The following is a 12,479-nucleotide window of genomic DNA, read 5'->3' on the forward strand; positions in this document are numbered from 1 at the left end:
CAATGTAGGTCGCGTTGCCACGTCACTGATATGCCTTTGCCTCCAAAGCTTTGGAGAAGATCAAGACGTCCGTGCCGAGCAAGCTTTTAGGTTAATCAAGCACCCAACTTAGCCATGAGATCACCATGTCTCTTCTGCTGCACCTCAGCTAAACGACCTCTGAACCAGACCAATGCATCCCAGAGCTGCATCTGCCCGATTGACCAGACCAATAGCCCCAAGCGTTCGTCCGTTTCGTATCTTGCGATGAGAGCTTTCGCCTGCTCGATCGAAACAGAACGCCCAAGCTTGGCAAGAACGTAGCTGTAAGCGATTCCATCTATTTTGTTGAGCTCTTCCACTGCCGATAGATCAACCTCAGACATACGGAGGTACAAGCGTGAAATCTGCCAACCTTCCGAAAGACGCGGCAGGATTCCCTCTTTCATGACTGCCAGATCTTGAGGGGATAGAAGCTTAACCAGCAACCATGCACACTCAGCATCCTGAAATGCGGCCCACGCCTCCATTAAAAAATCCATTTGTGGTGTTGGGTCGGCAGCGATAGCCTTGTAGCCCCGTCTACGTAGCCCAACAAAGCGAGAGCGAAGGAATGCAAGCTGTGCTCTACGTTGAACTTCCGTCGGTAAATCCGGTAGCAACGTGGACAGACAGTAGCCGACCCCCTGTCGACCACGGGCGTCTGCTTGTCCCAGCCGCATAATCAGGCGCTCTGCCAGCTCGGAGTGCTCTAGAGACGGCGACGCTCGAAGATCTTGGGCAACCTTTCTGAGGAGTCCATTACGAAGCCTGGAGGATTTCTCGGCCTCCTGACTCAGCAAGGAAGTTGCTTCGCTAGGCTGCAAGCAGTGTATGCAGGCGTTAAGCAACCCGAAGTCGTCAGGTGTTCCCGCACCGTTCTCCATATCGCGCAACAGTGCGACGCGCTCGTCGAGCAAATAGCCCATAGTCTCCCCCTCAGAAGCACTCTATTCCCAACGCCAATCCCCGGATCACTAACTGTTCACACATGCAGATGCCTACCTCAGCTCAATGCAAGGGCTTTCAAAAAGATGCGTTGAAGCTCCTCTAATTTATGCTCTGGGAGCTGCTTGCTCTCTAACGCCTTGAGTATCTCAACCGGCTTCTTGTCGTCCCGTCCTGGAAGATCCGTGCCAAGGAAATTCTCCATGCAGCCGGGGAGGAGCACTGGGTCAGCCAAGCAGTTCCCGACCGCTCGGCTGATCAACATTTCGTTGATGGCTTTGTGGTGGTTCTTGTCGTCGTCGTCATCGAGCATCAGGCCGTAGGGCACCGAAAAGCCGTCCAGAAGTGCCATGTAGCGATGGAAATTGTATTTGCCCAACACGTCGACGATTGCGATGCGATGGTGGGCAAGGTGGCTCCAATCCCTTGCCAACAAATAGGTGAATAGCGCCTTTTCAGTTGCCCCCTCCACGAGCAGGATGCGCTCGGCGAAAAACATTGACGCTCGCTCAGAGTCCAGCCATAGCTGATACCGGAAGCGCTCTTCCTGAGCCGCTATCTCTTGGTCGTCGGGGGCACTTTGAAGTAGCCTTTTTGCCTCCGCCTTCTGCCCTTCGCCAATGTTGGCATCTGCTACAAATGCATCAAGCGCATTGACTAAGCTCGCCCCTTCACCCAAGACGTTGGCCAACTGATCTCGCGGTATTTGAGCAACTGCTGAAACTCCATCCCTACGCTGTACACGAACGATCTGGCAAAGGTCATCTGCCGCCTTGCCAACAAATGTCGATGAGTGGGTGGTTATCAAGACTTGCTGCCCGGCCCCTTCACTGAGGCGGCGCAGGTTGTACCCCATGCTTTCCTGCTGACAGGGATGGAGAAACGCTTCCGGCTCCTCGAATAGGATCAGTGTGAAATCAGGGTCGAATTCTTTTTTGCCCCCTGACTTAGTCTCGATAAAGTTCGGTGCAAGCTTGATCAGCTCATACAGGAATGAGCGCTGAAAGCCGTGTCCGTATCGTTCAAGCGCAAAGACCGTATCGCCGAGCATTGCATCAACGAATCCGTGCTTTACAAGGTTCTTGGTGATTTCTTCAGGAGAAATGGGGTTTACCCCCATATCGAATCTCACCCCCCAGTGAGAAATCGCTTCGTTTATAGGGTCTGAGATTTTTGAGAGAAACCCCTCGTCTCCCCGAGCTTCGTCGTTCAAGGCTCCGAAAGCGTTCTCCAGAGCTTTGTAGGCATCACTGTTCGCCACAAGCTGCTTGAACATGAAATTGAGCATGTCCCGGAGGGGGGATGGCCCAGAGGTCTTCATCTGCTCGTTGGGCGTTGTTAGAGCTGGAATGTAAATCAGCCGACCAACCTTGGCGGTGCCGACGTTCTTAGCCCCGTAAAAGAGTTCCTTCTCAGGGACGCCACCTACGATTGCGTGGATGTTGCTCTGGTTACTCTTGACCTCCCTAGAACCGGAAGCAAAGTACCGACGGACGGAAAGTCTCTGATTGTCCACACCCTCCTTGTACTTCTCTGCGAGTCCGGCCCACTCCTGTTCGTCCAGTAGAAAGGTGAGCTCAATCCAAGACTCATCATCTGCCGCTCCGATTTTGGGGAAGTCATCAATTGACCATTTGATATCCTCATAGAAGGCTCTGAGCGCCCCGAAGAGGTTACTTTTCCCGGCATTGTTAGCCCCAACCACCATCGTGTAGTCGTGAACCTCAATCTCTGCATCAATGATCGACCGAAAGTTATGAATGCGTAGGTGACGCAGTTTCATGCCATTGCTTCCTTGTAGTAACTGAATCGCCTTTAGTTTCGTAGATACTTAATAGTGTTCTACCCCGTTTGCATGGACAGCCATTACAGAAAGCTGGACTACCCCCGCTCCGGTAGACATCCCCAGCCTATGCTCTGAGCCGAAGCTCGCTCTGATTTCTGAATCGCAGCACTGGGCATTGCCATGCGCAGACTTTCGCGATACTGCTCCGCTGGAGCTTCGTGTGTGACCTCGACGGCGGCGTCGTAGTTTTCTCGGATAACAGACTCGATCTCAGCAATGTCCGCACGGAAGAACTCCTTGCGCCCATTTACCTTGTTCAGTCGACCTGCTGCAAAGCGTTCGTGCAGCTTCGCTTCCAATGCAGGAGCGTTATCAGAGAAGACCATCGCATGCACGTCAAACCAGAATGGCACTGATGCGTCACCCAGTTCATCGACGCGGTCCATAGGCTCCAGGCGGCGGGTCATGCCGATCTTGTATACCCCTTCCCCGAATGCCCCTACGTTGGATATCACGTACACATAGCCCGCCTTCGCATTCAGCTCGCGATAGTCAATAAGCTTCTCTTCGTTCTCCAACTCTGCTCGTCCTGCTTCAATTTCAGCCAGCTTCGCCAAGAGGGGAGCACGCTCTTCTTCGGACTCTACTTTTTCTAGACGAGCCTGAAGGTCGCGTATGGCGGCCGCGAAATGCTTGCGCTCCTTGGCGATTTTCTCCCGGGCCGCACGAATCTCTTGCTCAAGTTTCTGCTGTTCTCTCAGTTCCTCTCGAACTCGCTTCGCCTCTTCCTTTTCCTCCCGCTTCTTGATCTGAAACTCGTGGGCAAGATGCAGTTCATCGATCTTGAGGCTCAGGTATTTGCGCGAGATTTCTACGTCCATAATCTTGCCTAGCCGGTTGCAGGCTTCGAACGACTTGAGAATTCGTTTCTCGCCCAGCTCGACATTGTCGAACTTGACGTTGTCCACGCAATAGTCTGCTTCGTTGTTGAACGACCGGATTACCAGTTTGATCATGTCCGTTACGAGCTTGCGTCCTTGAGCCTGGCTGCCATTAACCGTCCAAGCCATGTTCCCGGTAGCAGCCGTTCCTGCCTTCACCATCGCCTTCTGGTGTTCACGGACACCGTCCAGTCTGGACTTGTATTCATGACTGGCATTCAGCTTGAACTTGGGCTCATAGAGCGCAAAGCTTTCCAGAAGCAGCGTCTCCTCCCATACGAGGATTTGCCCTTGCAAATCAGAGGAACGTTGTGCAAGCGCCGCTACGTTTTGCTCGGCGTACTGGATTTCCTGGTGCACTGCAGCAAGCTTCGCTTTCTCTTGCTCAATCAGCTTCTGGACTTCCAGGGCGTCCATGGCGCCGATCTTCCTATTGAGTGCTTGCAGCTGCGCATAGCGCGCCTGAAGATCCGTAAGTTGGACGTCTAGATCATCCGCGCGCTGCCGGTGTGCTGGACCGTTCCAATAGTCACTAAGGGGCATAGGTTCCTTCCTCGTTGCTGAATCGAAGGTTGCTCAGTTCTGAACGCCAACCCGGAAGCCTTTATAGCGCAACCGCGCCGCAGTAGCTGTACCGCAACCGTCTACGGTCGATTGCTGTCGGCCATGAAGGGCCGCTTCTGGTCGGTAGCAGACCAATACTCCCGCTTAACTCTTCGAAAACTGAGCACATCTGTGCTGCATCGCTTCCAGCCCCCAAGGATCTCCGTTCGGTAAACCGACGAGCTCTAGCCATATAGTGTTCATCCGTGAAACCTAGGTATGGATGTGCGATACCCATGGACGATGGTGTAGGCCCCAAGCCAGCGAATAGGGTTTGTCTACCGGCAATCCGGCATTCGGAACGAGCGCAAAGTCGAATCGATTCCAGGATTAGACCGGTCCCCATTCGCCGCGCGAGCGGTACCCTGACGAGAGCTTTCACCATGACCGACGAGACCAAAGGAACCACCCGCCGCGCCCTGATGAGCGCGAGCGTAGCCGCCGCGACCCTGGCGGTTGCCGTCCCCATGCTGGCGAGCCAGGCGAGCGCTGCCCAGGCACCGGCCGCCACGGGCGCACGCCGCAAGGAGCAAGGGTCGGGATACCTCACACTGCGTGACGGCACCCAACTGTTCTACAAGGATTGGGGCAGCGGGCAGCCCATCGTGTTCCACCACGGCTGGCCGCTCTCGGGGGACGACTGGGACAATCAGATGCTGTTCTTCCTCGCCAAGGGGTACCGCGTGATCGCCCATGACCGCCGTGGCCATGGCCGCTCCACACAGACGGCGCACGGTAATGACATGGATACCTACGCCGCCGACCTGGCGGAACTGGCGGCGCACCTGGACTTGAAGAATACCGTGCACATCGGCCACTCCACCGGCGGTGGCGAGGTCGCCCGCTACGTCGCGCGCCATGGTGCCGGCCGCGTTGCCAAGGCAGTGCTGATCGGCGCTGTACCGCCGATCATGCTGCAATCCGAGAAGAACCCCGGCGGGCTGCCGCTGAAGGTCTTCGACGGCTTCCGCGAGGCACTCGCCGCCAGCCGTTCGAACTTCTACCGCGACGTGGCAGCAGGCCCCTTCTACGGCTTCAATCGGCCAGGTGCGAAGGTCTCCGAAGCGGTGATCGACAATTGGTGGCGCCAGGGCATGAACGGCGGCGCCAAGGCTCATTACGACTGCATTGCAGCCTTCTCGGAAACCGACTTCACGGAGGATCTGAAGAAGATCGCGGTGCCGACCCTGGTGCTGCACGGGGAAGACGACCAGATCGTCCCCATCGACGACTCCGCGCGGCTCTCGATCAAGCTGCTGCGGCACGGCACCCTGAAGACCTACCCCGGCCTGCCCCACGGCATGTGCACCACCCACGCCGACACCATCAACGCAGACCTGCTGGCCTTCATCAAAAGCTGACGGCGGCATAACGCAAAAGGCCCGGCGCGTTCGCACCGGGCCTTTTTCGGTTCAGAGCTGCGACAAACCGCCATCGACACACAGGTCGACGCCAGTGACGAAACTGCTGTCGTCGGATGCGAGGAACAGCGCCGCGTTCGCCAACTCTTCGGGACGGCCGAGACGGCCCAGCGGTATCAGCCCCGCTAGCTGCTTTTCGAAAGCGCTGAACTGCGCCTCGCCGATCCCCATCTTGCCGATGATTGGGGTCAGCACCGGACCGGGGCTCAGGCAGTTGACGCGGATGTTGCGACCCTTGAGTTCCGCCGCCCAGCTGCGGGCGAAGGAGCGCACCGCCGCCTTGGTCGCCGCATAAACCACGTGGGCATCCAGTGCCTTCAGGTGGGCGATGGACGACACCAGCACGATGGAGCCGCCATCGCGCAGCAGCGGCAGCGCTTTCTGGATGGTGTAGAAGACGCCCTTGACGTTGATGTCGAACTGCTCGTCGAACTGCTGTTCGTCAACCTGATCACCCGGAGCCGGGCGAATGATGCCGGCATTGGCGACCAACACGTCGAGGCGACCGAAGCGCTCGCCCACCTCCTGATATAGCGCGTCCAGATCCGCCAGCCGGCTGGCGTCCGCGCAGATACCAACGGCACTTTCACCGATGAGGCCGACCGCCTCCTCCAGCGCATCCCGGCGGCGCCCAGTGATGACCACTTCGGCGCCTTCCAGGGCGAATCGTTGTGCGGTGGCCAGTCCGATACCGCTGTTGCCGCCCGTGACCAGGGCGACCTTGTTGCTTAGCTTTCCCATCATCTCTCCAACGTGGCTTGTGCATGAGCTCGTTCGGGAGGTCGCAGATCGGGGGCGCGCACCAGGCTCTCGTGCAGGGGCAGATAACGCTCGATCTTTTCCGCCAGGCGCTCGCGGCGCTCGGCCAGTTGCGCCTGGAGTGCATCCAGCGCTACCAGCTTTTCCAGGTGCTGCTGCAGGCAGGCGAGGAAGCCCTCGCTATCTTCCTCCTCCTCCAGATACTGCAGCAGGCCGTGGATCTGCCGGGTGCTGAAGCCGCATTCGAGCAGCTCGCGAACCCAGAGCACGCGCTGCACCATGGACGAGGCATAGTCGCGATAACCATTGTCCAGCCGCGACGACTCGATCAGTTGCCGCGACTCGTAATGGCGAAGCGCCCGTGTACTGACGCCGGCGCGCAAGGCCAGCTCTCCGATTTGCATGTTGACCTCCGATGGGAGAACTCTGGGGGCTTGACGCTAGTGTCAAGGTCAAGCCCCCTTTGGCTTTTTCAGGTGTCCTTCGCGGGATGCGCCGGCAGGGTGAACTGCACCACCGCTCCGCGTGGCTGGTTGGCGCTGGCCCAGAGACGGCCGCCATGACTGTCGATGATCGAGCGGCAGATCGACAGACCCATGCCCATGCCGGTGGCCTTGGTGGTGTAGAACGGGGCGAAGAGCAGGTCCGCATTGCTCTCGGCGAAGCCTGGCCCGCTGTCGCACACCCTCACCCGCACGCCATCTTCGTCGTACTCGGAGCTGACCAGCAGGTGGCGCTCGCTGGCAGGCACACCGCCCATGGCTTCCAGAGCATTGACGATCAGATTGAGCATCACCTGCTGTAACTCGACCCGATCGCCCTCCACTTCCGGCAGGCCGTCGGCAAGTTCGACGCGCACCACGGCGCCGCATTTGGCCGCCTCGCCGCGGGTGAACTCGACCATCTCGCGCAGCGCCGCGCTGACGTCCACGGGCTGTCTCTGCGGCGGGGTCTTGCGGATCAACTGGCGGATGCGCCCCAGCACCTCGGCCGCTCGATTGGCGTCCTTGATGATGCGCCCTAGCACCTGGCTGACTTCGCCCAGCTCCGGCGGCTGCGCACCCAGCCAGCGCAAGGCGGCATTGGCATTGGTCACGGTGGCGGCAATCGGCTGGTTCACCTCGTGGGCGATGGACGCCGCCAGTTGCCCCATGGTCGCCACGCGGTTGGCGTGGGCCAGTTCCGTCTGCACCTCGCGATAGCGGCGCTCGCCCTCGCGCACGCGCTCCTCGGCCCGCTTGCGCTCAGTGAGATCGAGCACGAAGGCCACCCCCTCCTGCAGGCTGGCCTCGAAGGCTGCCAGGCCGACGATCACCGGCACGCGGCTGCCATCCTTGCGGATGTATTCGTTCTCGAAGGGCTGCGCATGCCCGGTCCGAATAGCCGTAGCAAGATGCGCCTGACTCAGTGCCAGGGATTCGGGCGGGGTCATGTCGTGCCAGCGCACGCGGCCGGACAGCAGGTCGTCGCGCTCGTAGCCGACCATGCGCAGGAAGGCGTCGTTGGCTTCGGCTATCTCGCCGCCTGCACTCCAGACGATGATGCCGATGATGTTGGCGTCCACCAGTCGACGAATCTTCGCCTCGCGCTCCGCCGCATCGCGGTACAGACGCGCGTTCTCCAGGGAGATTGCCGCCTGTGAGGCCAGCAATCGCAGCACGGCGATCCGCGCCGCGCTGAACACGCCGGCCGAGAGGTTGTTCTCCAGGTAAAGCGCACCGGTGAGCTTGGCTTGGTTCATCAGTGGCATGCAGAGGATCGAACGCGCGCCGTGCTGGCGGACATAGGGGTCAGTGGTGAATCCCGGATCGACCATGGCGTCTTCCAGGCATAGACTCTCGCCGGTGCGTAGCACCTGGTAGAGCACCGTTTCAGCCAGCGCGGCCGCGCTGATCGGTTCGTTGCACAACAGCATCGCCTTATCACCGACAGTCGCCAGCGCCGCGATGCGCGGCTCCCCCGTTTCGGCGAGGACCAGCACGCCGCGTTCGGCGCCGGCCTGCTCGATGGCGGTGCGCATCACCATGTCGATCAGCTTCTCCAGAACGATTTCCCCGGAGGCGGCCTGAGACACCTTGAGCACGGTGACCAGATCCAGGTGTTCCACCGGGGTGGCAATGGTCGCGGTCGGGCCAGGCGCGGGCTCCTCGTTGCGCAGATAGCGATAGCGTCCCTCAAGTTGACGTACCTTGCCGTCGGCGCCCCAGCGCAGGTAGCCGTAACGCGCATCCTGCAGGTAGACGCGGGCGATCTTGGCCAGTCCGCGCGCGCCGTAGAAACGCCCCGCCAGCTCGTTGGCCAGCGCCTCGATCTGCACGAAACCGTTGTCCTGCGCTTGGCGGATGGCCTCTTCGTAGAGCAGCTCGGCGTCAACCAGCCGCCCTTCGACGCGGGCGATTTCCGCGCCCACCAGTGCCACGCGGCAGGCGAAGGATTCAGCGCACTGCTGCGCCCACACCTGCAACTGCATGTGATGGCCGGTCAGCTCCTGCAAAAGGCCGGGCCGCTCGCCGGCCTCGATGGCATCGAAGCTGGCGGCCAGGGTCAGCGCCGCGTGGAAGTGATACTCGGCCTCCTCGGTGAAGGACTCCACCATCCACAACAGCGCCTTCGCCCGCCTCACACAGTCCATGGCCGCGGCGTAGTCTCCCGCCATGCAGCGCGCCTGCAGCTTGCGCGTCCAGTACTTGGCCGCTGCCAGCGCAAGGCCCGGCGTGCTCTCCAGGTGCGCTTCGAAACGCGCCTCGTCGAACTGCGGATCGTCGAAACAGCCGAAGGTCGAGGTCTGCCCGCGAAGCGTACGGATTAGCGCCAGCTGCGTGCTGATGAAATCCACCACCAGGCCGAAGCGCACCTTCTGCGCATAGGCCAGGCCCTGCTCGGCCTCTTCGTGCACCTGCGCCAGCGGCTCGCCGAGGAACAGCACATCGGAGTTGTGACCGTTGCCGGCATAGGCGGCATAAGCCAGGTCGCCGACGCGGTTGGCCGCGACGAAAGCCCGGCGCAGCAGTTCCCGGCACTCGCGTACCGGGCGCATCCAGCGCGCCACGAACATCGAGAAGCACAGGTAGGTTCGCGCTTCATGGCGATTCAGGCCGCGCCGATCGACCAGCTCGCAGCCCAGGCGACCAAAACGGTAGCCGGCCTCGAAGTCACCGAAGCGGCGGCCAGCGACGCGCCCGACATTCGCATAGAGCATGCAGGAGGCGTCGCAGTTGCCCCGTTCCAGGCTCAGGCTGACGGCCTTGCAGATGGTCAGGCTGGCTAGGTTGGCGTCGCTCTGCAGGGCTGGAGCGAACAGTTTTCCGAGGGCATCGAGGGTCGCCAGGGAGGCGGCATCCTCCATCAGCGGCAGATCGATCAGCTGCTCGATGCTGCGCTCGCCCAGTTGCGTCCAGATCTGCTGGTATTCCTCGCGCACCTGATCGTCGTCCGGGTGTGCCGACCAGTGGATGCCGACCGCCTGCAGGTACGCCAGGCACACGGCGACGGCCCTGTCACTGTGGTCCTGCAACAGGCACACGTCCATCTGCAAGCAGGCCACCGCCGCCTGCTCCACCGTGGTGGCGGCGCGTGGCGTCAGCGCGGTCAGGCGCTCGTCAGCCAGCGCCAGCTGGCCAGTAAGGAATTCACACTCGGCGCGATTGAGTTCCAGGGCAAAGCACAGGTCGTGGCGGCGGTCCCAGCAATCGCCATCGAGCAGTTCCGCACCGGCGCCCAGGTAGGCCAGCGCCGAGCTGTAGGCGCTGGAGGCCTTGGCGCGCTGCCCGGCCAGCAGGTTGTACTCGGCCAGTTGTTCACGCTCGGCGCGGGCTTCGATCAGCCCAGCGCCGCGATTGAGCTGGCCGACGATCTCGAAGATGGCCTCTTCGCGCCGCTCCGCCGGCGTCTGCTCGGCCAGCAGACGACCGATGCGCAGGTGCGCCTCGGCACGGGACGTTTCGGCGATCAGTGAATACGCTGCCTCGTGAATTCGGTCGTGGGCAAACGCGCAGGCGCCCTCCACGCGCTCCACCAGTTCCTGGCGCACCGCCGGCCAGAGTATCGAGTGGACCTTGGCCGACGGCAGGTCGAGCACAGTCGCCAGGGTATCGATCTGCGCCATGTTGCCCAGGCAGGCCAACTGCTGCAGGGCCTCGCGGGTTTCCAGCGGCAGGCGCGCAAGCTTGCCGACCATGAGGTCGACAACATTGTCGGTGAAGCCCTTGGCGTGGATGCGCTCGGGCTCCCAGCGCCAGCGCCGGGCCTCGTGGTCGTAGGACAGCAATTCTTCCTCGGCTAGCGCCTGGAGGAACTGGATGACGAAGAACGGGTTGCCGGCGGTCTTGTCCTGCACCAGCCGGGCCAGCGCCACGATGCTCGGCGGCGGACAGCGCAGGGCCTCGGCGATCAACTGTTCGATGTGCGCACGGGCCAGCGGTGCCAGGCGGATCTCCTCGATGCGCACGCCGGCCTGGCGGATGGTTTGCAGCTTGCGCGTCAGCGGATGACTGGCGTCCACCTCGTTGTCGCGGTAGGCGCCCACCAGCATCAGGTGGCGCAGCTCCGAATGGGTGAGTAGATCTTCCAGCAGGTCGAGGGTCGCCGCATCCAGCCATTGCAGGTCGTCGAGGAACAGCGCCAGCGGGTGATCAGCGCGGGCGAACACCCCAATGAAGCGGCGGAACACCAGCAGGAAGCGACGCTGAGCCTGCTGCGGCTCAAGCTCCGGCACCGGTGGCTGATCGCCGATAATCAGCCGCAGCTCGGGAATCAGATCGGTAATCAACCGGGCGTTAGGCTCCAACGCCTCCAGCAGCGCTCTGCGCCAGCCCTCCAGCACGTCGCCGCTCTTGCCCAGCAGCGTGCGCACCAGCCCCTGGAAGGCCTGCACCAGCGTCGAGTAGGGAATGTCGCGCTTGTACTGGTCGAACTTGCCGGAAGCGAACAACCCGCGCGGCGGCACCAGCACCTTGTGCAGCTCGTTGACCACCGACGACTTGCCGATTCCGGAATAGCCCGACACCAGCACCAGCTCCGGCGTGCTGCTGGCGACGATACGCGCGAAGGCCTCGACCAGCACCTCGACCTCACGTTCGCGGCCGTAGAGTTTCTCAGGGACCAGCAGGCGATCCGGCGTGCCCTGCTCGTCTAGGCTGAAGGACTCGATGCGCCCTTCCCGTTGCCAGTCATCCAGGCAGCGACGCAGGTCGTGCTCGACGCCGGCCGCACTCTGGTAACGCTCCTCGGCGGTCTTGGCGAGCAGCTTGAGAACGATCTGCGAGAGCATCAGCGGTACGCCGACAACCCGTTCGCCGGGCGGCAGCGGCTTGCGTGCGATGTGGCAGTGCACCCATTCCATCGGGTCGCTGGCTGTAAACGGCAGCGTGCCCGTAAGCATCTGGTAGAGGACCACGCCAAAGGCATAGAGGTCGCTGCGCGAGTCGATGGAGCGGTTCATCCGCCCGGTCTGTTCCGGAGCCATGTAGGCCAGCGTGCCGGCAATGGTCTCCGGCGGTTCGGGCGCCTGTCGCTCGCGCGGCAATCGCGAGGCCAGACCGAAGCCGGTCAGGCGTGCCTGGCCATCGGTGCAGTTGACCTGGATGTGGTTGGGCTTGAGGTCCTTGTGCACCAGGCCACGCTGGTGCAGGTGGCGCAGCGCCACGGCGATGTCCACGGCCAGGCGCAGACAGGTTCGAGTGTCCAGGGCCTGGCGCAGCAAGCGTGACAGCGGCTCGCCGCCGGGGTCGTCGAGCAGCAGGCGGGTCTTGCCGCCTTCGCGATGCAGCGCCTGCGGGCGCAACGCCCAGGAGCTGTGCAGTTCGTCACGCAGGCTGTACTCGTGGGCCAGCCGTTCCAGCGTGGCAGGCAATGGATGTTCGGCGGCCGGGCGCACCAGCAACACGCTGGCGCCGCCATCACCGGATGGGCGGGCGCGGCAGAACACCCGCTCGCCGTCGTCCCACAGGATCTTCTGTTTGCTGGCCATCGGCTCGGCAACCTCTCAGGGGTTTCTGCTGCCCT

7 protein-coding genes are annotated in these 12,479 nt (G+C 61.6%); 1 reads left to right on the forward strand and 6 read right to left on the reverse strand.

What is annotated here, in order from left to right:
- Positions 1–95: 95 nt before the first annotated feature.
- The 3 genes from WCE05_RS00350 to WCE05_RS00360 all read right to left on the reverse strand — a co-directional run bounded on the left by WCE05_RS00350 (position 96) and on the right by WCE05_RS00360 (position 4,236).
- Complete coding sequence (locus WCE05_RS00350; protein ID WP_368815256.1) at positions 96–947, reverse strand: hypothetical protein; 852 nt, start codon at positions 945–947, stop codon at positions 96–98.
- Positions 948–1,024: 77 nt separating this feature from the next.
- Positions 1,025–2,749 (reverse strand): ATP-dependent endonuclease, encoded by a 1,725-nt coding sequence (locus tag WCE05_RS00355; protein WP_368815257.1) that lies wholly within the window; start codon positions 2,747–2,749, stop codon positions 1,025–1,027.
- 98 nt (positions 2,750–2,847) lie between these two features.
- Positions 2,848–4,236, reverse strand: a complete 1,389-nt coding sequence (locus WCE05_RS00360) for a DUF4041 domain-containing protein (protein WP_368815258.1) — start codon at positions 4,234–4,236, stop codon at positions 2,848–2,850.
- Positions 4,237–4,679: 443 nt separating this feature from the next.
- On the opposite strand from WCE05_RS00360, the gene WCE05_RS00365 reads away from it, so the two are divergent.
- The gene (locus WCE05_RS00365; RefSeq protein ID WP_368815259.1) at positions 4,680–5,657 is read left to right on the forward strand and encodes an alpha/beta fold hydrolase; all 978 of its coding nucleotides are present in this window, start codon (positions 4,680–4,682) and stop codon (positions 5,655–5,657) included.
- Between the two features lie 51 nt (positions 5,658–5,708).
- On the opposite strand, the gene WCE05_RS00370 is transcribed toward WCE05_RS00365, so the two are convergent.
- From WCE05_RS00370 to WCE05_RS00380, 3 genes are all read right to left on the reverse strand, one after another.
- Complete coding sequence (locus tag WCE05_RS00370; protein WP_368815260.1) at positions 5,709–6,458, reverse strand: SDR family NAD(P)-dependent oxidoreductase; 750 nt, start codon at positions 6,456–6,458, stop codon at positions 5,709–5,711.
- The gene (locus WCE05_RS00375; RefSeq protein WP_368815262.1) at positions 6,458–6,880 is read right to left on the reverse strand and encodes a MerR family transcriptional regulator; all 423 of its coding nucleotides are present in this window, start codon (positions 6,878–6,880) and stop codon (positions 6,458–6,460) included. The genes WCE05_RS00370 and WCE05_RS00375 overlap by 1 nt, the downstream gene beginning before the upstream one ends.
- A 68-nt stretch (positions 6,881–6,948) precedes the next feature.
- Positions 6,949–12,444 carry an AAA family ATPase gene (locus WCE05_RS00380; protein ID WP_368815263.1) on the reverse strand — a complete coding sequence of 1,832 codons (5,496 nt, stop codon included), beginning with the start codon at positions 12,442–12,444 and terminating at the stop codon, positions 6,949–6,951.
- Between the last annotated feature and the right edge of the window lie 35 nt (positions 12,445–12,479).

It is taken from the genome of Pseudomonas sp. I2, assembly GCF_040984075.1.
Classification (GTDB): domain Bacteria; phylum Pseudomonadota; class Gammaproteobacteria; order Pseudomonadales; family Pseudomonadaceae; genus Aquipseudomonas; species Aquipseudomonas guariconensis_B.